Source organism: Lentzea cavernae, from assembly GCF_014653695.1.
GTDB classification, from domain to species: Bacteria; Actinomycetota; Actinomycetes; order Mycobacteriales; family Pseudonocardiaceae; genus Lentzea; species Lentzea cavernae.
The window spans coordinates 1-25,107 of sequence record NZ_BNAR01000022.1; the positions used below are offsets into that span (position 1 = coordinate 1).

Here is a 25,107-nt window from a genome sequence, read left to right on the forward strand (position 1 = left end):
CGTTCGCCCCGTCCGGCGACACGGCTGGCCGCCGGCACGTTCGCCCCGTCCGGCGACACGGCTGCCGCGTGCCACACCTCTTGCACGGCAACGAAGAGCTCGTCGATCGGTCACTTCGACTGGGGCAGCTTGACCTTCTTGTTCCCGCCCGACGCCGAAGGCGGCGGCACCACGGGCCCGATGTCCCCGTCCGGCGCCTCGTCCAGGTCCACGATCACCGGCGCGTGATCACTGGGCCCGGTCCCCTTGCGCGCGTGCCGGTCGATCCACGCGGCTTCAGCCCGCGGCGCGACGGAACTGGACGCCAGGATCAAATCGATCCGCATCCCAAGATCGCGGTGGAACATGCCGGCCCGGTAGTCCCAGTAGCTGAAGATCCGCTTGTCAGGCCACCGTTCGCGCACGACGTCGTGGAACCCCAACGCTTCGATGGCCTGCAAGGCGGCACGTTCGGGTTCGGTGACGTGGGTGTGGCCGATGTAGGCGGCGGGGTCGAACAGGTCGGCGTCGGCCGGTGCGATGTTGATGTCGCCGCACACCAGCGCGTCGGCGGGGCCTGCCTCCAGGACGTCGCGCAGTGCCGCCAGCCACTCGAGCTTGTACTTGTAGTGGTCGGAGTCGGGTTCGCGGCCGTTCGGCACGTACAGCGAGTGGACGCGCACGCCGCCGCACGTGGCCGCTACGGCGCGTGCCTCCACGTGGGGGAAGCCCGGTGCGCCTGCGATGCCCACGGCGACGTCCTCCAGGCCGACGCGGGAGAGCAGTGCCACGCCGTTCCACTGGGTTTCGCCGAACAGCGCGAACTCGTAGCCGCGTTCCTTCAGCGGGGCTTCGAGCAGCGCGGTGAAGGCGTCGTCGGCCAGCTTGGTCTCCTGCAGGCACACGACGTCCGGCTGCCGCTGGTCCAGCCACGGCAGGAGCCTCGGCACGCGTTGCTTGACGGAGTTCACGTTCCAGGTCGCCACTCGCACGGGTTCAACCGTAGTCACCGGGGCTCGAGCTCGCATCGAGGCGAGCACAGGCCGCGTGCCGCCACCCACGCGACCACGGGCATCAGCACGAGGGACAGCAGGCCCCACTGGAGTGTCGTGGCGCCCGCGACCGCGCCGACCACCGGTGAGCCCAGGCCTCCGACGCTGACCGCGAGGCCCAGCGTGACGCCGCTGGCGGTGCCGAGGCGGTTGGGCAGGTAGTCCTGGCCGAGGGTGACGTGCAGTGAGAACGGCACGTACAGCGACACGGCCGTGAGCGCCACCATCACGTACACGGCAGGGCCGGGCACCAATGCGACGCCTGCGACGGCGGGGATCGAGATCGCGTAGGACACCTGCAGCACGCGGACGCGTCCGAACCGTCCGGCCAGCACGCCGCCGAGCAACGTGCTCGCGGCGCCGGCCCCGAACAGCACCACCAGCGCCGCCGCCCCGGCTGCCGGACCACCGCCGACGCGCGAGGTCACCCAGATCGCGAGGAACGTGCCGAGCCCGAACGTCACCACCGAACGCGCGATGATCACCACGGTCAGCCTGCTGAACTGGCCCCAGTCATCGGCACCGGCGCGCGCCGCGACGGCGGCTTCGGAGCCCTGCACCCCGCGCAGCGCGACCATCGTGAACGCGCCTCCCACCAGCGCGGGAACGGCCAGCAACGGGCTCCACGCGAGTCCGCCGAACGCCAGGACCGGCGTGACGAGCACCGGCCCCAGCGCGAACCCGACGTTGCCGCCGACCGCGAACCAGCTCATGCCGACGTGGCTGTCCTGGGCGACACGACGCGCGAGACGAGCCGCCTCGGGGTGGTACGCGGCGACGCCGAGGCCGGACAAGGCGATCGCGAGCCACGTCACCACGTACGAGTCGCTCACCCCGGAAAGTCCGATGCCGACACCCGCGAACGTCATGCCGAGAGGGACCAGCCACGGCATGGGCCGCCGGTCGGTCAGCCACCCGAACAACGGCTGCACCACCGACGACAATAGCGTCGCGGCGACCGTGATTCCGGCGATCGCGAGGTAGCTGTATCCCCGTTCGAGCACGAGGAACGGCACGACGGCCGGCACCGCGCCCTGGTACAGGTCGTCGACCGCGTGACCGGCGACCAGGACCGACATCCGCCGGCGAGAGTTGTTCACACACCGATCGTCGCGCCGGCCAGCGCGTTCGCGATTCCGATATTCTGCCGATGTATGTCGAATTCTCGCCATCTGCCGGCGGCGCCGACCACGAGCCGCGACCTGGCGGCCACCAGTGGCGTCACCGCGCACTGGCACGACGAGCACCAGATCGTCTACGCCAGCCGCGGCGTCGTGGCCGTGCACACGGAGACGTCGCGCTGGATCGCGCCCGCGCACCGTGCGTTGTGGATTCCGTCCGGCGCCGTGCACTCACATCGCGCGTACGGCGTCACACGGCTGCACTTCCTCGGACTCACGCAGAACCCGTTGAAACTCCACGAACCGACGGCGCTCGCCGTCTCTCCATTGCTGCGTGAGCTGCTGATCACCTACACGGAGCTGGACGACCGAGAAACCCCTGCAGGCAAACGAATGCGCTCGGTCCTGCTCGACCAGCTCGCCACCGCGTCCGAACGACTGGTGCGCGTCCCCGCCGCCCACGACCCCCGTCTCGCGGCGGTCTGCGCGTCGCTCGAGACCGACCCCTCGGACTCACGCGGTCTCGAAGCGCTCGGCCGTGCCGCCGGCGCGAGCGGGAGGACGCTGACCAGGCTGTTCCGCGACGAGATGGGCATGACGTTCCCCCAGTGGCGCACGCAGCTACGGCTCTACCACGCCCTGCGCCTGCTCGCCGAGGGTCAGCCCGTCACCACCGTGGCCCTGCGATGCGGCTTCGCCACCGCGAGCGCGTTCATCGACGTGTTCCGCCGCTCGCTCGGCCACACCCCCGGTTCGTACCTCTAGAGCACGGAGAACACCTCCTCCGCGCGGTCCCGCTTCACGAACATCTGCCACGCCGTCTCCGCGACCTCGTCCGGATTCAGCGTGTGCCCGGCGAGATTTCCGAACTGTTCGGGCTTCGACTTCACCAACTCGTGGATGTCGCCCCGCTCGACGACGCCACCGATGGTGAGCGTGCCCGCGTACACACCCTTGTCCGCCAACGCCGCGTTGAGCGTCACCGCGTAGTTGCGCAGCGCCGCGGACGACAACGCGAGCGCGCCCAGCACCGGCATCGGCAGCACCGCGCTCAGCCCGCCCGCGAACAACAACCCACCCCCGCGCTCGACCACGCCCGGCAGCACGTGCTGGACCACGTCGACCGCCGGGTAGAGCCAGTCCATGGCCGCGCGGACCTCGCCGGACGTCGTCGACGTGATCTCGGGCGGCAAGGCGTCCAGGTAGGTGGCGCCAGGCCCGTAGTACACGAAGTCCACCGGCCCGACTTCGTCCAAAGTGGACAGCAACTGCTCGCCGTCGCGCACGTCGAGGGCGAACGCCCGCGCTCGCACCCCCGCCTCGGCGAGCGAGGCGAGGTACCGGGCGTGCCGGGCGCCACTCCGCGACACCAGCACCACGTCGTAGCCCTCACGCCCGAACCGGTGCGCGACGGACATGCCTAGCCCGGGACCGACCCCGAGCACAATCGCCTTGCGAGACATGGGTTTCGTCCTTCCGAACGCTAATTCGAGGCAACCCTCGACTTACGCCGGCCGACGCTACCACAAAACTTGAGGGCACCCTCGACTTAACGCCCGAGTAGGATCCCGCGCATGGTCACCGCGTCGAGGCCTCTGCGTGCGGACGCGGCACGCAACAGGGAGAAGCTGCTGACAGCGGCCACGGAACTGTTCGCGGAACGCGGCCTCGACGTGCCCATGGAACACATCGCCCGCAGGGCCGAGGTCAGCATCGGCACGCTGTACAAGCACTTCCCGACCCGCGACGACTTCGTGGCGTCGATCTTCCCCCAGCGCCTGGCCGCCCTCGAGGTCATCGGCGAGAAGGCCCTGGCGGAACCGGACCCGTGGCAGGCCCTCGCCGGCTACCTCGAAGACCTCTACGCGATGCAGTCGGAGGACCGCGGCCTCAACGACGTGCTGACCCGCGAACTGCCCAACGCCCCGCAGGTGGTCGCGGCCTGCCACCGAGGCGCCGGCCACGCCGGAATCCTGATCGACCGCGCCCTCGAAGCGGGCGTGCTCCGCGCCGACTACTCGATCGCCGACCTGGCAACGCTGACCAGGGCGATGGCCCAGGTCATCCGCGACTCCCCCGGCGAGTGGCGGCGCTTCCTGTCGATCTACGTCGAAGGACTCCGCGCATGAAGGTGGGGCCCCGGACATGTCCAGTCCAGGGCCCCGTTTGTCCGCCCAATTGCGCACACCAGCGACGTTTAAGAGTCGGATCAATCCTTAGGTCGCCGCGCTCTTCCGTTGAGCTACGGCCGCACGAGCAGAGCGGCCAGCAGGATTCGAACCTGCACCTCGGCGAGTCTTGTCCGGTCTCGGGTGATCTGGCGTTCGGCGGTAATGCTGATCCTGGAGCGAGAGTCTGAGCTTGATCCCGGCTGCCTCTGCCAGCTTGGGCCATCCCGGCGCGTGGTGCCGGGAGAGGGATTCGAACCCCCACTTGTGACCGGGTTGTTCAGGCTGACGTTCAGTTTCAGCTTTCGCGCTCCCTTCACGGGAACGCACCCCCGCGCTCCAGCGGGGGAGTCTTGGACGCTAGCGGAACAGGAAGTCGAACACCACGTCACCGACGTGCTGGTCGGTGATCTCCAGGCTGTTGGCCTCCTCGCGGGCGAACTTCACCGCCTGCTGCAGCTTCTCCACCCGGTCCACGAGCTCGTTCACCCGCCGCGCGGGCAGCGCACCGGAGAACTTCACGGTGTTCCAGTACCCCACCGGGATGTCCTCGTAGTACACCTCGACCTGCGCCGGGTGCTTCTCCGTGGCCTCGGCCTTGACGTGGTTGCGCGGCACCTTCTTGGTGCGGATCGTCCGGACCTGCTCGGTGCGCCAGTAGTCGGCGGACTCGTCGAAGCTCCAGTCCTCAGCCGCGTCCAGCAGGGGCAGCTTCTTCACGAACGTGTGCAGGTCGGTCAGCTGCTTCTCGAGGAAGAGCAGGTACGACACGGGCACGTCACGCAGCAACGTCTGCCCGCCGACCACCACGTCCGCCTTCGCGACGCAGTTCGCCCAGTCCTTGGTCGCCGTGACGTCGAAGAGCCGGGTCATCACGGCCGCGGTCCTGCGCAGCACGTCCTCGGCCTTGACCTGAACACGGGTCGACTCCGGCGGCAGCACCTCGCCGTCCTCGTCCTTCGGCTGGTACGTCCGGGAGATGCCAGCCAGCAGCGCGGGCTTCTGCAGCCCGTGGTGCGCGTCGGTCAGGTCTCGAAGAGTGCCGCCCTTGACACCCTTCTCCACCGCGATGATCTGGTTCAGCTTCGTCATGCCGGCCCCTTTTTCGGTCTCGCGCACAGTACTCATCGACAAGCTGTGCCCGCACGCGATTTCCTCAGTTCGCCCGGACGTCCTTGAAAAAGCGTGCGATCTCCGCCGTCACCCAATACCTGACGTTCTCGCCTTTGGCGTGGCCGCCCGTCCGCGTTGCCCAACGGCTCCGGACAGAGTGATTCGCACACCGATTGGAAGTGGCGGACGATAGTGATTGAACCAGTGACCCCTTCGGTGTCGTGGTTGCTCGACATGTGCTCAGAATTGCGAGACTGCCCCTCCCTCCGACCTGTTCACGCATTCGCCGCTTCGTAGGCCCTGATCACGTCGTGGGGCACGCGGCCCCGTTCCTTGACCTGGAACCCGTTCTGCCGTGCCCACACCCGCACAGCCGTCAGATCCTGGGCCGGGCCGGGGCGGGCGTTATGAACCGGCGCGACCGCTTCCAGGACCGTCCCCTCGCGAATCGCGGCACGCACTTCCTCCGCGGCGCGCGTCGGCTCCAGCGTGGCCGGCGCCACCAGTTCCGACACGGTCATGCCGGCCACACCCAAGCCTTCCGCCACCTGGCGGATGTGCGTGTGGTGGCTGAGCACGATGATCTGCCACCGCTCCGCCAACTCGGCCATCACCTGGATGGCCGCCGCTGCGCGCGCGTCGTCGAACGTCATCAGCACGTCGTCGAGGACGACCGGCAGGGTGGGCAGGCCGCGAGCCACACGACTTTCCTGCAACGACGCGATGCCCGCGAGCCGCAGCGCGAGGAATGCCTGGTCCGCGGTTCCCTCGGACAGTTCGTCGGGTGCGTGCGCTTGTTCGTCCGCTCCCACGATCCGGAGCGACCGCCCGTCCTTGCCGTGGACGGGGCGCAGTCCGACGTACCGGCCCTCTGTCAGCTGTTCGAGGATGCGGCCCGCCGCGTCGAGCAGTGGGGAGGCGTGCTTGCGCTCATACGCGTCCAGTTCGTCCCGCAGGACGGTCCGCTGGATCTCGACGACCAGGTACTCCTCGACGTGCTCGGCGAGCGCGGCCAACTTCTCCTCGGCCTTGGCGTGCAGTTCCGCCGCTCCGGGACGCGTGGTCAGCTCGCGGTACTGCTGCTTCAACCGGACATGATCCGCGAATGCCTGCTCGTGAGCTTGGTCGGCGATCTGGGCGCGTTCTCCGGCGGACTCCGCGGCGAAGCGCACGGAATCAGCGTCGGCATCCGCCAGTTCAGACACCAACTGCTCGGTGTCGAGGTCCGGCAGTGCCGCCCTGACCACTTCGGTGTGCTTCGCGATCCGCCCTTCGAGGTCGGCGAGGAGCCGTCCGCGCCCCGCCGCCTGCTCCAGGTCTCCGGTTCCCACACGGCGTTCGAGGTCTGCCCACTCGTCGAGAACGGATTGCCGCCGTCGTGCAGCGCGCTCGGCGTCCTCGTCCAGGACTGCCAGCCGGGTTTCGAAGTCGTCAGATCTCGTCTTGGCCTGCTGTGCTGCCCGCAGGCGGTCGGCCAGCAGAGCGGTGGTCTCAGCGGGATCGGCGGCCACGTCGATGCCGAGCCGAGCGGTCACTCGGGAGAGTTCCTTGGCGAAGATGTCGTAGCGGTCGCGGAGCACACGGGCTTCGGCGCGGCGACCGTTCGCATCTGTGTGGAGGTCACGGGCCTGCGTCACGACATCTCGTCGCCGGTACCACCCCTTCGGAGTCGACGAGGGCAATCCGACTGCGGTAAGGGCGCTGTTCCACTTCGCGTCGACCGAGTCGTGCGCCGCCGACGCACAGTCACGCCAGGACTGCGCTGCTTCTCGCAACTTCCGCATCTGCCCGGCCACGGCCCGCGCCTCGCGGGCGTCGGCGTCTTCGGCTAGCACCTCCTCTGCAGCCGCCAACAAGCTGCCGAGATCGGCACCGGGACGAGAACGCCCAGCTCGCGCGAGCACCTCGGTCAGGTAGACGCGCTGCTGCTCGGCCTGGGGGTGAAGGTTTTCCACGAGCTCCCGGGCGGCCACCACCTCACCTTCTGCGGCCAGCACGTCGACCAGGAGCGCACCATGTGCGACCGCCTCGGCGGGTGGGGGCGCGGCCACCCCCGCCAGCTGCCAGATGGCAGTCCAGGCTCGGCGCGCCCCGGCTAGTTCGGACTCCGCCGCGTCAACCGCGATCGTCGCGGCGGTGGCCTCGCGCCGTGCCGCCGTGAGCTGCGTGTCGAGACCAGCTCGTATCGCGGCTGCTTCCCGGTGTTCGGACAGCAGGTCGGCCAGGCGATCGGCCTGCCTTATGGCGCGTTCCGCCGCCACCGGGAGACCAGGTGCTTCTGACGTGGGGACCCCCGCCACCCACTTCCGCATGACTTCGTCCACGAGCCTGTCCCGCTCGGCACGCGCGTCCACCACCGCGGTGGGGCCAAGGACGTCTTGAACATCGGTTGCCCGCAAACGCTCTTCGAGCTCGGCGACCCGCTGTGTTGCGGTCGCCGCTGCTGAACGCGTATCGCGCACTGCCTCCTCGTCTGCAACGAGCCGGTCACCGCTGATCTTGATGGTGCCCGGTGAAGGGACGACACCCACGGCCGTGTGCGCCGGGAGACCCGCTCGGGTGAGCGACACGGTGCGCTTCGAGGCCGCATCGCGCGCTGCGCACAACGCTTGGTCGAGTGCCGCGGATGGTGACCCTGCCGCCTTCAGCGAGTCGACGGCTTCCCGCAGAGCCGAGACGGTTTCCGGGGGTGCCACAGCCGGGCTACAGCTGTCGACGCCCTCCTGGTCACGGGCATCGGACAGCTTCTTCTCCGCCTCGGCCAGGGCCTCTTCCGCGTCGTCGAGTTCTGCCGCGGCGGCGTCCAACTCGGCGATCCGGTCCTCGCCGAGCCACAACCGGGACAGCAACTCCGCGACCGGCAGGTCGCCGGCACCGGTGAGACCGGACATCAGAGCCAGCGCCTCACCATCCAGCCGGTCGGCCTCGGTACAGGCGTTCGCGGCACCGGCCATGCTCTCGATCCGAGCCGTGCACTCCTTGGTCAGCTGGATGATCGAGGAATGCTCGGTCAGGACCTCGTGCTCGACGGTGACGTCTGCCAACTGCGCGCTCACCTCGGCCCGCAGCCGTTCTGCGTCTGCCAGGTCGTCGCCGAGTCTCTGGAGTTGCTCGGTCGCCCCGTCCCAGGCCGCCAGGTCCTCAACCGAGAGGTACGGACCAACGGCGCGCAGTTCGGTTGCGCGGGCATGCAGGTGTGCCAGGTCTCGGACATCTCCTGCGACCCTGAGCTTTGCGCTCCACGTGTCGTGCTCGGCTTTGGCCCGATCGGCCTCGGCGCGGCGTGCGCTGCGGTCACCCGCGGCCCGTTCGACTGCTGCCCGCACCTCCATCACCTTGTGGGCGAGTGCCATCGCCTTGTCGGCTTCGGCCACGGCTTCCTTGTACTCGTCGAGTGCCCTGCGCGCCTCGACGTTCTTGTTGTTGCGGTGGCTCCGGTAAAGAGCGTCGGCCCGCGCCGACAGGTCGTCGAGGATGCCGTGGACCGAGTGCCCGCTGCGGGCCCGGAAGATCAACGAGGCGAGGTCGCCCCTCGCTTGGCACAGCTCGCGTCCACCAGCGCGCAGGGCTTCGTGCGACAGCCCGAACGAGGTCTTCCAGCGGGCGCGGTCGTCTCCGTCACCTTGCCACGCCGCTGTGATGCCGGCGCCCGTCGCGGTGTCGCTCAGGCCGCTCGCGACGCGTTCGACGAGCAGCTCCGTCTCGTCCGGCAGGAGGAGGGCGGCGCGCAGCACCAGCGCCTGCCTGCTGAAGCGGAAGCTGCGCGACGAGTTGGGCGGGATCGACCACAGCAGATCGGCCAAGGCGTCGAGGGTCGTGCTCTTGCCGGTCTCGTTGCCGCCGAGGACGAGGCTGAGTCCGGTGCCGAACTCGACGGTCCTGTTCTCGAAGGCTCCGTAGCGGACGAGATCGAGAGTTCTGACGCGCATCAGTTCACCTCGGAGGACATCTTGGCCAGCAGGTCGGCCAGCGCCGTGGCGGTGATCCTGCGCAGGACGTCGTCGTCGCTCAGGTCGAGCCCTGACTTGCGCAGTTCGAAGCCGAAGTCGCGATTGGGCAACTTCGCCACCTCCTTCACGGCACCGATGTCCTCGGTCAGCTCCTGACCCCGGCGGAGCACCGCGTCGAGCAGCCGGTCCTCGACCCTGCTCCTGGCCTGTGGCACCCGCGCCTGCGAGACGGCTTTCTCGACCGTGACGCCGGTGCGTTCCGCGAGTGATCGCACCGTCTCGGTCAACCGGACCCGGTCGCTCAACGCCCCCGCCATCGCGGTCTCGCCGGTGATCGTGACGCGGGCCAGCAGCGGGCGGTCACCCGTCGCCGCCCGGTCTTCGGCCAGACGACGTTCCACCGCGTCGTAGACGTCGTCGACCGATCGCAGGCCGGTGGCGTCCACCTGGACCTTCCCCCACCGGGCCACGTCCAGCGGCTCGAAGGTCAAAGCCGCTTTCTGCCCGACGGCGAGGTCCACCACCAAGGCACCCTTCGGGCCGGTTTCGTTCACGTGCCTGCCCTGGAGGTTGCCCGAGAACGCGGCCACCCAGTGGTCCTGGTTCACGACCCGCCGGGTGTGGACGTGTCCGAGCGCGAAGTACTCGTAAGCCTTCCGCTCCAGGTCGGCCGGTGAGCACGGGGCGTAGCTCGCGTGCCCCTCCGCTCCCGCGACCGCCGTGTGGAGAATGCCGACGTTCACCAGGTCGTCGACCCGATCGCGGTATGACAGCACCAGGTTGTCGCGTACGTCCCTCGACGGGAATCCCTGACCGTGGACCGCCAGCCCCAGGTCTGCGTCGATGATCAGCTCCGGCTCGTCCGTGCTCATCACGCTGACGTTGCGAGGCAGGGGCACGGCTTTCGTGACGACGCTGGCGGCGTCGTGGTTGCCGGCGACCATGAAGACGCGCACTCCGTGGTCGTCCAGCACGCCCATCTGCTTGGCGAAGAACTGGCCTGTCGCGTAGTCCTTCCAGTCGCCGTCGTAGATGTCTCCGGCCAGCACGAGCGCGTTGGCCTTCTTGTCGACAACCAACTTCACCAGGTTCTCCAGCGCACGTCGCGACGCCAGCCGCAGTTGCTGGGCGAGGTCGTCGTCGGCGAACCTGCTGAGCCCGCTGAGGGGGCTGTCGAGGTGGATGTCGGCCGCGTGCACGATCCGCACCCCGGTCACCCCTGCACACTCCGGTGGCATGGACGGACCACGAGTGACGGCACCGAAAAGTGATCATGCAAGAGCGTCATGGCCCGCACATCGCAGTCGTCCGCCACAGCGCTACACGGAACCGCACGGCCAGTTTGTGAGTAGTTTTCACGTAATTGTCAGGTACTGCGACAAGGCGAAAGTGACATTGGCGTAATTCACCCGTTTGGGCGCTAACGTCACATGGAACTGACGCGACGTAGCCGCTGTCACCGTTTTCGAGAAACCGTCCTCGCCCGGACGGCGCAGACCCGAGGAGACCGAGTGGGGCTGTTCGACCGGCTGCGCCAGAGGTTCGGGAGCGGGTCCACCGTGATCACGCCTCCACCACCCGCACCGCGGTACGCGCCGGCGTCGCCACCGGTCTTCACGACCCGCCCTCCGCTGGTCGCTCTGGCACCGCCTTCCCGGCCTGCCGCACAGCGTGAACCCGCGGCGCCGGCTCCGGAGTGGGTGCCGCCTGGCACGACGACGACCGTGGCGGGCCGGTCGCTGCCCGGCGGGATGATCTACGTCGGGAAACTGCCCCACGGCGAGGCCGCGCTCCGCCGCAACGTCGAGGTCATCGACCCGAGGTTGCCGATCGACTGGCGCAACCCCGACTTCGCCGGCCAGGACATGGACTACTGGCCCGCCTACCAGTCGATCACGCCGCGCAGCAGGGCCGCGTACCTGCTGTGGCTGGAGAGCGGCCGGTGGGCCCCCGACGCCTACATCGGCTACGTGTTCCTCTACTTCTACGGCCTGGAGCGACGTGCGCTCGTCGACGCGCAGCAGGACCCGGCCGCGCGGGCCGACCTGCCGCGCATTCTCGGGGAGGTCGTCCGCCTGCTGACGGTCTACGGTGTCAACTCGTCGTTCCACCAGTACGCGACCGAGTTCCAGCAGGTCCTGTGCGCCCTCATCACCAGAGGTGAGGGCGCCGCGCCCGATCCGGACGAGCACGACAGATGGTCTCCGCCGCTCATGCTGCGTCTCGGCATCGGCCGCTTCGCGGCCGAGGGACGTCCGGTACCCGTCGACTGGGCTTGGGCGTGGGCCATGCTCCACCCCGAGATCTACTCGCGAACGCCCGCGACGCGGTGCCCTGACGAATTCCGCACGTTGTTCACCGCCCGCTACCAGGCGCGGTATGCCGACGGCATCAAGATCCGCCCCCTCAAAAGCCGGGTGGCCCTCTCCTACCGCCCCGCGAGCGGCGGGCTCCGCGCCACGAGCTGGCAGCTGGACGTGCCTGACGTGCTCACCGCTGCGGCGCCGACGAAGGCGCTCAAAGCACTGGTCGAGTCGTGCACCGACGACTTGGACGCCTACAGCCGCCTGATCGGCCGCCAACCGGAGGCGGCCGGAACGCTGCCCGCACTGGCCCTGCTGCCGGACGAGCTGTTCACCGTCGGCCTCGACGGTATGCGCCCGATGCGCGACCTGGTGGACCGGACCCTCCCGGACGACGTGCGGCAGGCCCGGTTCGAGCTGGCCGACCTGACTTCTCTCTGGCCGTCCCGCACACCCGGCAAGTTCGCGAAGGCCGACGCGGTCGGTTTGGCGCAGTTGCTGGACAAGCTCGGTATCGGCATCGAGCCCGACGTGCGCATGGGCGCCTCGGTGCACAGCGCGGGACCGGCTGTGCTGTTCAGGGTCACCGCCGCGCAGCCAACGACCGCGACACCCGAGTACACAGCTGCCACGACGTTGCTGCACCTCGCCGCGGTCGTCTCGGCGGCCGACGACGACGTGTCCGCCGCCGAACGCGACCACCTGGTCTCGCACCTGGAGTCGAGCCTGAACCTGACGCCGGGGGAACGGGTCAGGCTGACCGCCCACCTGGACTGGTTGCTGGCCTCGAAGCTGAAGCTGACCGGTCTCACGAAGCGCCTGGGTGCCCTGACCGATGCCCAGCGCACCCACGTCGCCCAGTTCGCCACCGCCATCGCGGCCGTGGACGGCGTCGTCTCGCCCGGCGAGGTCGACACGCTGCGCAAGATCTACAAGCTGCTGGGGCAGGAGCCGGACTCGGTGTACACCGAACTGCACGCCCTCACCGCCACCTCGGCCCGCCCCGCACCCGCTACCGAACCGGTCGTCGTCGTGCCTGCAGACACCGGTCCGACCGGCTACCTCATCCCTCCACCGCCGAAGCCCGAGCCGCCCGCCGGAGCCATCCGTCTCGATCCGGCCCTGGTGGAGGCCAAGATGCGGGAGAGCGCCGCTGTGGCAGCCCTGCTCGCCGACGTCTTCGACGACGAACCGGACGAGGTGGCACCACAACCGCCCGCTCCGGTCGCCGCGGTGGACCTCGTCGGTTCTCTCGACGCGGCCCACTCGGCCTTGCTGCGAAAGCTGACCGTCCGACCGTTCTGGAACCGCGCGGATTTCGACGCCCTGTGTGCCGAGGTCGCGCTGTTGCCCGAAGGCGCGCTGGACGTGCTCAACGAAGCAGCGGTCGAGGCCTCCGAAGAACCGGTCGTCGAGGAAGACGACGACCAGCTCGTGATCAACGACTACGCAATGGGAGAACTGCTCGCATGAACGACACGCGCATCCGGCCACGCGACCGCGACGCGATCATCCAGTCGCTGCGGGCAGGCGTCGTACCCCGCTCGGGCCAGCAGCACGTCCAGGTCGGGCGTGCCCGCGAGGTCGAGTCGTTGCTGCGCGACCTCGACAGCGTCGCCGACGGTGGTTCCACAGCCCGCTTCGTCATCGGGGAGTACGGCTCCGGCAAGACGTTCTTCCTGAACCTCATCCGCGCGGCAGCGCTGAAGAAGCGACTGGTCACCATGCACGCCGACCTTGCGCCCGACCGCCGCCTGCACGCCACCGGCGGCCAGGCCCGCAGCCTCTACGCCGAGCTGGCCCGCAACACGTCCACCTCGGCCAAGCCGGACGGCGGCGCGCTGGCGGGCATCGTCGAGCGTTTCGTCTCCCAGGCGCTCACCACCGCACGGGAGCAGGGGGTGTCGCCGGAGAACGTCATCCGGCAGCGCATGGCAGAGCTGTCCGAACTGGTCGGCGGCTACGACTTCGGCACGGTGGTGGAGGCGTACTGGCGCGGCCACGACACCGGCAACGAACAGCTCAAGATCGACGCGGTGCGCTGGCTGCGTGGTGAGTTCACCACCAAGACCGAGGCCCGGGCAGCGCTGGGCGTGCGCACGATCGTGGACGACGCGAATTTCTACGACCAGCTCAAGCTGCTGTCCCGCTTCGTGCGCATGGCCGGCTACAGCGGGCTGCTGGTGTGCCTGGACGAGATGGTCAACCTCTACAAGCTGACCTCCTCGCAGGCCCGTTCCGCCAACTACGAGCAGATCCTGCGCATCGTCAACGACAGCCTCCAGGGCGTCAGCACCCACATCGGCTTCCTGTTCGGAGGCACACCCGAGTTCCTCATGGACACCCGCCGAGGCCTGTACTCCTACGAGGCGTTGCAGTCGCGCCTGGCGGAGAACGCCTTCGCCACCAACGGCCTGGTCGACCACTCGGGCCCGGTGTTGCGGCTGACCAACCTCACGCAGGAGGACTTCTACATCCTGCTCACCAAACTGCGTCACGTGCACGCTTCGGGTGACCCGCAGCAGTACCTCGTGCCCGAAGAGGCGCTGCACGCGTTCATGCACCACTGCTCGCAGAACATCGGTGACGCCTACTTCCGCACACCGCGCACCACGATCCGGGAGTTCCTGAACCTGTTGTCGGTGCTGGAGAACAACGCCGCCCAGCCGTGGGAGCCGCTCGTCGGCGGCGTGCGGTTCGAGGTGGAAACGAACCCCGACCTCGAACCGCTGGAGCCGGCGGCGCAGGACGAGTCGAGAGTGGACGATGAGCTGGCCACCTTCCGCCTCTGACGCCCGGTCGGGCACCTCGGAGTTCTTCCGCCTGCACACGAAGGTTCAGCGCTGGATCCACCGGCAGGGGTGGCCGAAGCTGAACGACGCCCAGGAACAGACCATCCCCCTGGTGCTCAAAGGCACCGAGGACGTGATCGTCTCGGCGGCCACCGCGTCCGGCAAGACGGAGGCGGCGTTCCTGCCGATCTGCTCCGCGCTGCTCGACGAGGTGGCCGATGGCGGCATCCAGGTCCTCTACGTGTCACCGCTCAAGGCGCTGATCAACGACCAGCACCGCCGCCTCGACGAGCTGTGCGAAAGCCTCGACCTGCCAGTGCATCGCTGGCACGGAGACGTACCGGGTTCAGCGAAGGCCAAGGTCCTCACCAAGCCCGAGGGCATCCTGCTGATCACGCCGGAGTCGCTGGAGGCGATGTTCGTCCTGCGCGGCATGGAGATCGGCTGGCTGCTGCGCGGGCTGCGGTGGGTCGTGATCGACGAGATGCACTCGTTCATGGGCACCGAGCGCGGCGCGCAGCTCCAGTCCCTGTTGCACCGCGTCGAGCTCGCCACCCGCCGCCGTGTGCCCCGCATCGGGTTGTCGGCCACCCTCGGCGACATGCAGGCGGCGCGCGACTACCTGCGCTCCGGCCACAACGAAAGCGTCCACCTGGTGACCGCTTCGCACCAGACGAGCAATATCAGTGCCATCATCCGCGGGTACGTCAACGAGGCGCCCACTGCGGGAGACCACGAATCCGACGGGGGGACCTCCGTCGAGCGGATCAGCGAGCACGTCTTCACCGCCCTGCGCGGCGGCAACAACCTCGTGTTCTTCGACCGACGCGGCGACGTCGAGCTGTACGCCGACCGGCTGCGCCGCAGCAGCGAGGAACGCGCCGTGCCCAACGAGTTCTTCCCACACCACGGCAACCTGGCCAAAGAGGTGCGAGAGCACGTCGAAGACCTGCTCAAGAGCAACCGGCCCGTCACCGTGATGTGCACCTCCACGCTGGAGATGGGCATCGACATCGGCACGCTCACCTCGGTCGCCCAGGTCGGGGCGCCGCCCTCGGTCGCGAGCCTGCGCCAGCGCATCGGCCGCTCCGGGCGACGCGGCGAACCCGCCGTGCTGCGCATGTACGTGACTGCCGAGGAGATCACCGCCGACATCGCGCCCCAGGACGAACTGCGCGCGGAACTGTTCCAAGCCGTGGCGATGATGAGTCTGCTCGCCGAGCGCTGGTACGAGCCCGCGGACACGTCCTCCCTGCACCTGTCCACACTCGTGCAGCAGGTCATGTCCGTCATCGCCCAGCACCAAGGCGCTCACCCGGCCGAGCTGTTCCGGGGGCTGTGCCTGTCCGGGCCGTTCTCGCACGTCGACAAGGCGACCTTCGCGGCCCTGCTGCGAGACTTGGGCAACGCCGAACTCGTTCAGCAGGAATCTGACGGCCTGCTCCTGCTCGGCAGGGTGGGGGAACGGATCGTCGGCCACTACTCGTTCTACGCCGTGTTCGCGGAGAAGCAAGAGTACCGGCTGGTCCACGGCTCCCGCACGCTCGGCACTCTGCACGTGACCACACCTATCGAGGTCGGTTCACTCGTCATCTTCGCGGGCAAGCGCTGGAAGATCGTCTCCGTGGACGACCAGGCGTCCCTGATCCAGGTCGAGCCCTCCCGCGGTGGACGGGCACCCAAGTTCGCCGGCGGCCGTGCCGAGATCCACGACGAGGTCCGCCGTCGCATGCGCGTTTGGTACGAGTCGGGCGACGTCCCCGCCTACCTCGACGTCACCGCCCAACGCCTTCTCGACGAGGGGCGTGCGGCCTACCGCCGCTTCGACCTCGCCCGGAACGGTGCACTCACCAGGGGCGACGACACCATCGTGTTTCCCTGGCGCGGCGACCGCATCCTCAACACCCTCACTGCCTGGCTGACCCGCATCGGCGTGCAGGCCGCACGGGACGGTGTCGCCTTCACCGTGCCCAAGTGCACACCGGCGCAACTGCGCGCAATCCTCCAGCAGTTGCTGCTGGAGGACGACACCACCGCCGAGGACATCGCCGCCGCATTGCCCGACACCGCGGTCGAGAAGCACGATGTCCACCTCGGCAAGCCATTGCGCACCCGCGCCTACGCCGCCGGGTACCTCGACATGACCGGAGCTCGCTCCGCCCTCGTGGACCTTGTCGACCGACTGCCAGAGCACGACGTGGACATCATCACCGGAACCCTTCGCGTCCCCCAGTCCCTCATCACCACCCCGACGGCTTACGCAGTCGTCGACGTCGAAACCACCGGCTTCGCCGCCAGGGGACACGATCGGATCATTGAGGTCGCGGTCGTCCGCATGGCCCGGGACGGGACCGTCCTCAGCGAGTGGAGCTCACTGGTCGATCCCCGGCGTTCGCTCTCGGCCACCGAGGTCCACGGCATCACCGAGGAGGAGGTGGCCGATGCCCCGACATTCGCTGACGTAGCGCCCACTCTCGCCACCTACCTGGACGGTGCCGTCGTCGTGGCCCACAACGCTTCGTTCGACCTGAACTTCCTGCATGCGGAGTTCGCCCGCGCCAGCCATCCGTTCACCCCTCACGGGTCGCTGTGCACGATGAAGCTCGACACCCGCGTCCACCAGGCAGGGCGCCGCAGGTTGCCGGACTGCCTGGCCGCGGTCGGCGTGCCCGGTCCCCACGGCGCGGCCCACCGTGCGCTCACTGATGCCAAAGCGACCGCCGACCTGCTGCGCCACTACTTGACCCATGCGCCACACGATGTGCGAACCGTCGTCATCGGACCGGATTTCAGCACCTCGTAGCTAAGAAGTTCGTGACGAACAGTGGCGCGAAGACCGCCCCAGCAACACCCCGCGCGGCCTGTTCGAGTCCATGACCACCGCCCAGCAGAACAAGGCATTCGGCCCCGGCGACGCCGAAGCGATCCGGGCCGGAGCGGATATCTCCCGCACGGTCAACGCGCGCCGCCGCAACGCGGTCTACGTCGCGGGCGGCCACGAGTACACCCTCGACGCCACCACGGTGCGCGGTGTCGGCCGTCAGCTCGGCGACCTCGCCAAGCAGGGCCGCCGCTTCAGCAGCACCCGCACCCCGCGCCCGACGGCCGCGCAGCTCGTCAACACCGCCCGCGACCGCGACGAGCTGATCAACCAGCTCCGGCGCTTCGGCTACCTGCGCTGACGCGTGCCTCTCGTTCGTCCTCTCCTCGCCCCGGAAAGGGGGTTTTCCTGCCCTTGTCCCAGCCCATCACCCCGACCACCAGCGCTACAGACACCCCGCCCACGAGCCCCGTGCAGGCCCCGGCAACCCCACCCGCCCAGCCGTCCGCCCCGCCCGTGACCGACCCGGCCGCCGACGCCACGCTGGACTACAAGGCGCTCTACGAGTAGGCGCAGACCAAGCTGTCCAAGGCCGAGACCACGGCGCGGGAGCACCGCGACAAGGCCAAGCGTCTGGACGAGATCGAGGCCGAGCAGCAGAGCGAGGCCAAGCGCACCAACGCCCGCGCCACGGCCGTGGAACAGCAGCTCGCCACGCTGCGCCGGACCGCGCTGGATGCGGAGATCCGCGCCGCCGCAACCGGCTGGGCCGACCCGAGCGACGCACCGCGCTACCTCGACGACCGAGACCGCTACCTCACCGAGGACGGCGCGATCGACACGGCCGCCATCACGGCCGACCTCGCCGCGGTCCTTGTCCAGCGTCCGCACCTCGCCCGCGTCGACGGCCCCCGCCGCCCTGCCCCCGATCTCTCGCAGGGACAGCGCAACGGCCCGTCCGGTGTCGCGGAGCAGATCCGCGACGCGGAAGCACGCGGCGACTGGGCCGCGGCCATCAGCTTGAAGAACCAGCGGCTTGCCGAGCAGGCGCGCGAACAGCGCTGACCGCTGCTTCCCTTGACACGTAAGGAGATTCATTGCCTGGTATCGCCGCGATCGCGAATACCTACAACAGTCCCAACTTCGTCGGCGAGTTGTTCTCGCTGACCCCTACCGACACCCCGTTTCTGTCCAGCATCGGCGGCCTGACCGGCGGCAAGCGGGCGAACGGCATCGTGCACACCTGGTCGGTGTACGACCTGCGCCCACCGGACCCCAACCGGCAGCGTCTCGAAGGTGGCGACGCCCCGGCCGCAGAGACCCGCGTTCGAGGCCAGGACCGCAACGTCCTGGAGATCCATCAGGAAACGGTGGGCGTCTTCTACACCCGGCAGGCCTCCCAGCAGATGTTCGCCGGGACCGGGTCGGCGAACCCGAACGCCGCCAGCATCGGCGGCAGCAACGCCGTCCTGAACGAACTGGACTGGCAGACCCGTCAGGCGTTGATCCAGATCGGCCGTGACGTCGAACTCGGGTTCATCACGGGCAAGTTTCAGGAGCCCACCGACAACTCCACGGTGCGCAAGACGCGCGGCATCCTGGAGGCCACCAAGACCAACGTCATCACCAACGCCACCGCCAAGGCCTTGACCGAGGCCATGATCCTCGACCTGTTGCAGAAGGTCTGGGAGAACGGCGGCATCCAGGTCTCCGAGACCGCCACCCTGATGTGCGCGGCGTGGCAGAAGCGTCAGCTCACCAACGAGTTCGTCACCAAGAAGAACTACCAGGAGCAGTCGCGCAACGTCGGCGGCGTCTCCGTCTCCACGATCGAGACGGACTTCGGGCGGCTCAACATCATGCTGAACCGCTACATGCCCGCCGACACCGTGCAGGTGGTCAGCCTCGACCAGTGCGCGCCCGTGCTGCTGGAGACCCCCGGCAAGGGCTTCCTGTTCTCCGAGCCGTTGGCGCGCACCGGTTCCACGGACAAGGCGCAGATCTACGGTGAGATCTCGCTGGAGTTCGGACCGGAGATCGCTCACGGCAAGGTCACCGGCCTCACCACCACCGCCGACGCTGGAGGTGGTGGCGCGTGAAGTTCACCAGCAGCGTCTACAAGGAACTCGTCGTGCACGACCTCGACGTCACCTTCCACGACGGCGAAGCCGAGATCACCGACAAGGCCACCGCCGACGCGCTCCGCGGGCTGCCCGCGGAGCTCGGCGTGCGCGCGGTCGGCGGCCGTCCAACGAAGGAACCGACAAGCTGACCACCTGCGAAGCCTGCATTCACAGCAGGCCCGCCTGGTGTAAGGCCATTCCGACGGCGAACAAGCCGGTGGTGCCGGTGACTGCCGTCAGCACGAGCCGGAGCACCTTGTAAGCATCAGCGCGCTTCTTCGCACACTCCACGAAGGAAGCGACGAAACCGGTGAAGGCGATGAGCATCGCGAACACGACGGCATAGCCACCGATCAGCCAAGCCCACATGGTCGCGATCCCTTCAACCTGAAACGAAAGGATGGGCGGACGACCGCGAGGAGCGGTTGCGTGGTCGCGAAGGGAGTACCGCTCAGCATCACGCGTTCTCCTCTTGGGCGGCGTAGCTCTTCTCCGCTTCAGCGGAAGCCTTGCTTCGCGCCTTCGCCGAGAACTCACCCGTGAGGGAGTAGACGTACTGCTGGGTCCAGCCGATGTCAGACCGAGGGTTGGTCACCCAGTCTTCGCGGACGTCAAGCAGCCCTACTTCGCGGAGTTCACGGAACCCACGGTCCGCAGTGTCTGCGGACACCCCGTACCACCCAGGCACCTTCTTTTGCGGCAGGACAAACTTGTCCTTCCGTTCGAGCGAGATAAGGAGCATGACCTTCGCCGCGAGGCTCAAGGTGAGGAAGTGTCCATCGTGCCAGTACGCATGGGGTAGCTGGAGGTACCGTTCGTTTCGGTCGAACGGGTGTGTGTAGTCCTCACCGGACCCGTCTTCGCACAGCAAAGTGAGTGACGCCCGACGCTTGACCCGCGTCCGCTTCACAAGATCACGGTCGACCAGACGCTTCATGATCTTGGAGACCGCCGCGCGCGCGTTGTCGATGGCTTCCGGTCCCTCTGTTGCTACGTCCGCAAGGCCGAGGCATCGAACCCAGAAGCCGGACGGGAGGTCGCAGTTCCAGGGTGCGCTGCTCGCGAGGGCGTGGAGCAACAGATACGCGTCGAGACCTCGAACATCTCGGCCGGAGACGAACTCTGCGAGCTTGCCGGGCGTCGTGTCCTTGCCCTTGCCCTTCTGCACGAAGGTCGTGCGGATGGGAACCTGGTCACGACGGAGACCGCGAAGCAGCTGGTCAATCGTCTCTTGCGGCCCGAGTGGCATGGGTGGGCCTGTGCGAGTCACCTCGCGGGGTACTGCGCGGTCTTCCGTCGTCATACCCAGATTCTGGCACATCAAACCGAGACACCCTGTTGACAGAACCTCTGTCACTTGCCGTTCCAGCGGGTACTCGTAGATACATCGTGCTACGTCCAATGCGACCACGTTGAGAACCCCATGTGCAAAGACCAAAGGCCGACTCGACGGTATCCAGCACTTTCTATAGACGCTCCCACGGTCACCTGCCACCCCGCCAAACTTTTTCCTCCGAATCTGCCCCCTGACCAGATGCGGGTCTGAGCACGGGGGTGCCTTATGACATCCCCCTCCCTGCTGGCCACAGCTGACGATGTTCAGGCCCGCACCGAGCAGGAGTTCACGCCGGCCGAGCGCGCCCGCGTCACAGTTCTGTGCGCGGACGCCTCGGCGATGGCGCGCACGCTCGTTCCCACAATGACGGACCCGCCGCCCGCCACGGCGGCGGGCGTGGTCAGCGCCGTCGTCCTTCGCGCACTCGCGACCCCGCCTGAGGGGTTGAAGGACGAGGCGATTGGCGGGCACAGCCGCACCCTCGCGCACGACGGCGGCGGCCTGTACTTCACCGCCGATGAGCTCACACTCCTGCGCCCACCCGTCCCGGTGCCGCGCGGGGCGTTCTCGATCTGGACCTGATCGCATCGTTGCGCGTGTCCGAGGCGATCGACTCGATCCGCAACACCGTCGACGTGCCGTATCAGATTTACACCACCGGCACGCCGGCCGAACGCTTCACCGAAACGACGGTGCGCTCCATCAGCGCGTTCCAGACGCTAACGATCACCTACGACTACGACGTCTCCGAATACGACAGCCCGCCCCCGGTCGTCTACGCCACCACCATGCCCGCCAACACCAGCCGGGTGCGGTTCTCCCCGACCACCAGCGGGACCTTCGGCATACACGGGTCCATCGAGTCCACCACCGAACGCGACGGCGCCACCCTGCGGGTGACCTTTCGCAACCTGTCCAGCAGCGCGTGTTTCATCGTGACCACCAGCGGCCTGCCGTCACTGTCAATCTGGTCGCAACGCCTCGCCGCGAACAGCCCCGCGCGGCTGTCCACCCGCCGCTACGACACCACCAGCCGCACCCGCTACGGAGCCCAGGTATTCCAAGTCCCCTCAACACCGTGGATTCAGACCCTCGGGACCGCCGGGCGCATCGCGGACTATCTGCTCTCCGTTGCCGCGCAACCACTTCCGGTGCTCGGAGACATCGAGATCCTGCCCGACCCGCGCATCACCCTGGGCGACCTCGTCCGCGTCGTCGATGACGTCGGCGCAACCCTGGACACCACCGCCTGGGTCGTCGGCATCCGCACCAGCGGCGACAACACCGGCCGCGTCCGCCAAATCCTCACCCTGCGCGCCACCACCAGCCCCGGCGCCCCCACCGACACCGGCCTGTTCCCAGACCCCGCCATCGACCCCGCCGCACGCGACCCGCTCGTGCGCGAAGGTGTGCGGGTGCCATAGGTCAGCGGCGAGGCCTTCCGCGCTTCTTTCTTTGCGGCAAGGGCTTCTGCTTCGAGTCCACTTGGTCGGCGCGGGCTTCTCGTTCCAGTTCTAGGTACCCAGTCACACGACCGATACCGGCCTGCACACGCATTTTGCTCGTCGTCCGATCGCTCAACCAGATCCTGCCCACAACCCACGCAAGCAGAACAATGAGCCCAACGAACGCGACAATCCAGATAAGAGGGGACACGGAAACTCCACAGAGCCGCACAAGGACAGGGTCGACAGTGATGGGGGCGACCGGCTGACCGATCACCGAGGCTCTCTGGCAGGTCAGGCCCGCCTGGAGCGCTACAGCAGCAATAGGCCAACAGCAACCCGTGGTGCTGGCCTAACTGATTCCCGTTTCCAATGTCGTGCGCTCGAAACGACGGATGCCCGCTCATGTCTCGGGACTTACTCGCCGTTGTTGGCGCCCAACCCTGCCTCCTCTTCTGATGGGGACGGTACCACCAGATCTGAGCAACATGCACGGGCCGAAGCCGCCTGTTCGGTTCAGAGATCACCAATAGGGAAGGTCTCATCGACCCTTCACTACTGCCACAGCTCGGCGTCGCGGGCGCGCTTGTGATCGTCGTTGGCTACCTGCTCACGGCCAACCACAGGTTGATGACTGCCAACCGTTCAGACCGAGCTGAATACCTCGCCGCGCTCGCCGGCCGCGAGACCTCGCACGCCACCGAGCTCACCGCCCTACGCAACCGCGTCGCAGGCCTCGAAGACCGCATCAGCGAACTCGAAGACGAGCTCGACCGCGAACGCGACCGACGCCGCCAGGCCGAGGACATCGCCGCGGCCGTGCGCCGCCACACATAAACCCACCCCGAAACGAACAGCCGTCACCTGCTGGTGACGGCCGTTTTTCGTTGCCCAACAACAGAAAGAGAATCTCTTGGCCTGGCGTGTAGCCAACTCCCTGCTCACCCTGCGAGACCAGATCAACGCCAAGTTCCCCGGCCGCAACAAGGCATCCGACGGCACCATCGGCGACGCCAACCACGACGTCACCAGCGACCACTCCCCTTGGTACGGGCCCGGCATCGTCACCGCCCTGGACGTCACCCACGACCCCGGCGTCGGGTTCGACATCGACCGGTTCACCGACGAACTCCAGACGTCGAGGGACAACAGGATCAAGTATGTGATCGCCAACGGGCTGATCATGGACAGTCGCCCACAGTTCTCGCCGTGGCAGTGGGTCCGGTACTCCGGCAGCAACCCCCACACGTCGCACGTGCACATCAGCGTCGTGGCCTCCGGCCTGTGCGACGACACCCGGCCGTGGAACCTGCCGATGCTCGGCGGCGCGAGCACCCCGCCGCCGTCCCGGCCACCGACGAAGCCACGGTTTCCCCTGCCACAGAACCACTACTTCGGGTTGATCAGCGGTCCGAACGAGTCCCACGGCGGCGCGCCCGTGTCGATGGGTGGCATCCCCGATGAGCAGATCTACGTCCGGCTCATCCAGGAGGAGTTGCAGCGCCGCGGCTTCGCCCCGAACACGCCCGGCTGGGCCGACGGCATCTTCGAGCAGCCCACCAAGGACGCCGTCGCCGCCTGGCAGCGCGCCCACCGCCCCAACACCACGTCCCGCTGGGGCGAGGTCTGATGGGACGACTGGGCCGACCTCATCCGCCCGTGACCACCGAACCGGTGCCCGCCGCGCCCATGACCGGCGGGCACTGGGTCGTCTCCCTCGCCCTCGTGCTCTGGCTGCTCATCAAGGGCAGCCGGGCCGCCGTGCTGTGGCTCGAACGCCACGACGGCACCCAACCCCCACAGGAGGAACACCCCGTGACCGATCCCCGTCCCCGCCCGTTGCGCGCCGTCGCCACCTGGGTAGGCCTGATTGCCGCTCTGGTCTCCTGGCTCGTCGGCTCCGGCCTGCTCACCACCGGCCAGGCCGACGCCATCACCGGCACCGTCTCCGCCGTCCTCGCGCTGCTCGGCGCGTTCGGTGTCGCTCTCGCCGGCGAGAAGCGCGTCACCCCGACATCCGACCCGCGCGACAACGCCGACCGCCCACTCAAGGTGCTTCCCACCCACCCTAAGAGGTAGGTCGATCACCCCTGGGGGAGCGAGCGGTCGTCATCGCCACGGCGTGAAGACCGCCGCTCTTTCGGTGGCTTCTTCTCGGCGATCCGAATAGCTCGGCGACGCGATCGGTTCTCAAACCAACGTCGTGGCTGGGCAAAGTACGTCCACCAATGGTCAGACGGGTCTCGCCACGTCACAACGAGATGCACCTGCTCATCGAGAGAAACTGCACCATCTCTAGGAACGATGCATGTGATCTTCTCCCGTTTATGCACCTCGTGTTCTGCGATCACCGCACGGTAGAGGTAGTCACACGGTTCTCCATCATCGTCCATGATCAGGTACCGCTTGCCGTTTGCGTCGATGACGCGCATCTCTACATCGAGAATCGGGAGCGATCCCGCGTTCCAGATTTCAACGCGCTGAACGTTGAAACGCCCCGCCTCTTCAAGCACGGCGAGTTTTCCAGTCACGCTTCTGGCGTTCTGCCAACGGGCTCGGCGGCGATCTCCCGCGCGCCAGAACTGCTCACGGACACCAAACGCAAGCGCCACAAGGACCGCCGCGCTGGTGACAACCGGACTCACCACCGGCGCCCATTGAGTCATCCACTCAGAGGGAGCTGTCATGCCGGGCGAACTTACCCATCCAACCCCACGTCCGCTGTAGACACGCTCACCTTCGATCCAGAACCAACCGCACACCAACGCGAGGAAGCCCCCACACCTCGCGCTGGCCTCGGGGGCTCTCGCACTCCACCTCCGGGAGCCCCCGATTGCAGCCAGAATCCCGTCAGCCGCAGGCGTGGACGATCGAGCACATTGAGACCGCGAACCTGGACGAGGC

The 25,107-nt window shown here is 67.9% G+C and carries 24 protein-coding genes; 15 read left to right on the plus strand and 9 right to left on the minus strand.

Translation table 11 applies throughout. The annotated features are described in order from the left end of the window. Nucleotides 1-110: 110 nt before the first annotated feature. Entirely contained in the window at nucleotides 111-971 is an 861-nt protein-coding gene (locus IE307_RS40950; protein ID WP_444543468.1) for an exodeoxyribonuclease III, read from the minus strand. Between the two features lie 14 nt (nucleotides 972-985). Then, complete coding sequence (locus IE307_RS40955) at nucleotides 986-2,131, minus strand: MFS transporter (protein ID WP_229905554.1); 1,146 nt, start codon at nucleotides 2,129-2,131, stop codon at nucleotides 986-988. Nucleotides 2,132-2,185: 54 nt separating this feature from the next. Here IE307_RS40955 and IE307_RS40960 point away from each other — a divergent pair, with 54 nt between their 5' ends. Continuing rightward, nucleotides 2,186-2,917 (plus strand): AraC family transcriptional regulator, encoded by a 732-nt coding sequence (locus tag IE307_RS40960; RefSeq protein ID WP_191304883.1) that lies wholly within the window; start codon nucleotides 2,186-2,188, stop codon nucleotides 2,915-2,917. Here the strand turns inward: IE307_RS40960 and IE307_RS40965 are convergent. Further along, nucleotides 2,914-3,615, minus strand: coding sequence for an SDR family NAD(P)-dependent oxidoreductase (locus tag IE307_RS40965; protein ID WP_191304884.1), 702 nt, complete (start codon nucleotides 3,613-3,615; stop codon nucleotides 2,914-2,916). The genes IE307_RS40960 and IE307_RS40965 overlap by 4 nt on opposite strands. A gap of 111 nt (nucleotides 3,616-3,726) precedes the next feature. On the opposite strand from IE307_RS40965, the gene IE307_RS40970 reads away from it, so the two are divergent. Then, the gene (locus tag IE307_RS40970; RefSeq protein ID WP_191304885.1) at nucleotides 3,727-4,281 is read left to right on the plus strand and encodes a TetR/AcrR family transcriptional regulator; all 555 of its coding nucleotides are present in this window, start codon (nucleotides 3,727-3,729) and stop codon (nucleotides 4,279-4,281) included. Between the two features lie 399 nt (nucleotides 4,282-4,680). Here IE307_RS40970 and IE307_RS40975 read toward each other — a convergent pair whose 3' ends face one another. From IE307_RS40975 to IE307_RS40985, 3 genes are all read right to left on the minus strand, one after another. Next, a complete protein-coding gene (locus tag IE307_RS40975) occupies nucleotides 4,681-5,412 on the minus strand; it encodes a DUF7873 family protein (RefSeq protein WP_191304886.1) in 732 nt (243 codons plus the stop codon). Nucleotides 5,413-5,708: 296 nt separating this feature from the next. Further along, nucleotides 5,709-9,362: an AAA family ATPase gene (locus IE307_RS40980; protein WP_191304887.1), complete on the minus strand. Its 3,654-nt coding sequence runs from the start codon at nucleotides 9,360-9,362 to the stop codon at nucleotides 5,709-5,711. After that, nucleotides 9,362-10,591 carry a metallophosphoesterase family protein gene (locus IE307_RS40985; protein ID WP_191304888.1) on the minus strand — a complete coding sequence of 410 codons (1,230 nt, stop codon included), beginning with the start codon at nucleotides 10,589-10,591 and terminating at the stop codon, nucleotides 9,362-9,364. Before IE307_RS40985 ends, IE307_RS40980 begins: the two co-directional genes overlap by 1 nt. A gap of 303 nt (nucleotides 10,592-10,894) precedes the next feature. Between IE307_RS40985 and IE307_RS40990 the strand changes: the two genes are divergently transcribed. The 8 genes from IE307_RS40990 to IE307_RS41025 all read left to right on the plus strand — a co-directional run bounded on the left by IE307_RS40990 (nucleotide 10,895) and on the right by IE307_RS41025 (nucleotide 19,571). Further along, nucleotides 10,895-13,159, plus strand: a complete 2,265-nt coding sequence (locus IE307_RS40990) for a tellurite resistance TerB family protein (RefSeq protein WP_191304889.1) — start codon at nucleotides 10,895-10,897, stop codon at nucleotides 13,157-13,159. Then, complete coding sequence (locus IE307_RS40995) at nucleotides 13,156-14,478, plus strand: ATP-binding protein (RefSeq protein WP_191304890.1); 1,323 nt, start codon at nucleotides 13,156-13,158, stop codon at nucleotides 14,476-14,478. The genes IE307_RS40990 and IE307_RS40995 overlap by 4 nt, the downstream gene beginning before the upstream one ends. Further along, nucleotides 14,453-17,281, plus strand: a complete 2,829-nt coding sequence (locus tag IE307_RS41000) for a DEAD/DEAH box helicase (protein WP_191304891.1) — start codon at nucleotides 14,453-14,455, stop codon at nucleotides 17,279-17,281. Before IE307_RS40995 ends, IE307_RS41000 begins: the two co-directional genes overlap by 26 nt. Nucleotides 17,282-17,351: 70 nt before the next feature. After that, a complete protein-coding gene (locus IE307_RS41005) occupies nucleotides 17,352-17,660 on the plus strand; it encodes a hypothetical protein (protein ID WP_191304892.1) in 309 nt (102 codons plus the stop codon). Nucleotides 17,661-17,713: 53 nt separating this feature from the next. Next, nucleotides 17,714-17,869: a hypothetical protein gene (locus IE307_RS41010; RefSeq protein ID WP_191304893.1), complete on the plus strand. Its 156-nt coding sequence runs from the start codon at nucleotides 17,714-17,716 to the stop codon at nucleotides 17,867-17,869. 126 nt (nucleotides 17,870-17,995) lie between these two features. After that, a complete protein-coding gene (locus IE307_RS41015; RefSeq protein ID WP_191304894.1) occupies nucleotides 17,996-18,364 on the plus strand; it encodes a hypothetical protein in 369 nt (122 codons plus the stop codon). A 32-nt stretch (nucleotides 18,365-18,396) separates the two neighbouring features. Further along, nucleotides 18,397-19,398 carry an SU10 major capsid protein gene (locus tag IE307_RS41020; RefSeq protein WP_191304895.1) on the plus strand — a complete coding sequence of 334 codons (1,002 nt, stop codon included), beginning with the start codon at nucleotides 18,397-18,399 and terminating at the stop codon, nucleotides 19,396-19,398. Continuing rightward, a complete protein-coding gene (locus tag IE307_RS41025) occupies nucleotides 19,395-19,571 on the plus strand; it encodes a hypothetical protein (protein WP_191304896.1) in 177 nt (58 codons plus the stop codon). The genes IE307_RS41020 and IE307_RS41025 overlap by 4 nt, the downstream gene beginning before the upstream one ends. A 19-nt stretch (nucleotides 19,572-19,590) precedes the next feature. Here the strand turns inward: IE307_RS41025 and IE307_RS41030 are convergent, their stop codons facing one another. Both IE307_RS41030 and IE307_RS41035 read right to left on the minus strand, forming a co-directional pair. Then, nucleotides 19,591-19,791: a hypothetical protein gene (locus tag IE307_RS41030; RefSeq protein ID WP_191304897.1), complete on the minus strand. Its 201-nt coding sequence runs from the start codon at nucleotides 19,789-19,791 to the stop codon at nucleotides 19,591-19,593. An 88-nt stretch (nucleotides 19,792-19,879) separates the two neighbouring features. Further along, complete coding sequence (locus tag IE307_RS41035; protein WP_191304898.1) at nucleotides 19,880-20,725, minus strand: hypothetical protein; 846 nt, start codon at nucleotides 20,723-20,725, stop codon at nucleotides 19,880-19,882. A gap of 258 nt (nucleotides 20,726-20,983) precedes the next feature. On the opposite strand from IE307_RS41035, the gene IE307_RS41040 reads away from it, so the two are divergent. The 5 genes from IE307_RS41040 to IE307_RS47165 all read left to right on the plus strand — a co-directional run bounded on the left by IE307_RS41040 (nucleotide 20,984) and on the right by IE307_RS47165 (nucleotide 24,282). After that, nucleotides 20,984-21,340, plus strand: a complete 357-nt coding sequence (locus IE307_RS41040; protein ID WP_191304899.1) for a hypothetical protein — start codon at nucleotides 20,984-20,986, stop codon at nucleotides 21,338-21,340. Nucleotides 21,341-21,354: 14 nt separating this feature from the next. Further along, nucleotides 21,355-22,182 (plus strand): hypothetical protein, encoded by an 828-nt coding sequence (locus IE307_RS41045; RefSeq protein ID WP_191304900.1) that lies wholly within the window; start codon nucleotides 21,355-21,357, stop codon nucleotides 22,180-22,182. 651 nt (nucleotides 22,183-22,833) lie between these two features. Beyond that, entirely contained in the window at nucleotides 22,834-23,040 is a 207-nt protein-coding gene (locus IE307_RS41050) for a hypothetical protein (protein WP_191304901.1), read from the plus strand. A 76-nt stretch (nucleotides 23,041-23,116) separates the two neighbouring features. Continuing rightward, the gene (locus IE307_RS41055) at nucleotides 23,117-23,833 is read left to right on the plus strand and encodes a peptidoglycan-binding domain-containing protein (protein WP_191304902.1); all 717 of its coding nucleotides are present in this window, start codon (nucleotides 23,117-23,119) and stop codon (nucleotides 23,831-23,833) included. Between the two features lie 29 nt (nucleotides 23,834-23,862). Continuing rightward, nucleotides 23,863-24,282: a hypothetical protein gene (locus IE307_RS47165; RefSeq protein ID WP_229905555.1), complete on the plus strand. Its 420-nt coding sequence runs from the start codon at nucleotides 23,863-23,865 to the stop codon at nucleotides 24,280-24,282. Nucleotides 24,283-24,287: 5 nt separating this feature from the next. Here IE307_RS47165 and IE307_RS41065 read toward each other — a convergent pair whose 3' ends face one another. Further along, nucleotides 24,288-24,890 (minus strand): hypothetical protein, encoded by a 603-nt coding sequence (locus IE307_RS41065; RefSeq protein WP_191304903.1) that lies wholly within the window; start codon nucleotides 24,888-24,890, stop codon nucleotides 24,288-24,290. Between the last annotated feature and the right edge of the window lie 217 nt (nucleotides 24,891-25,107).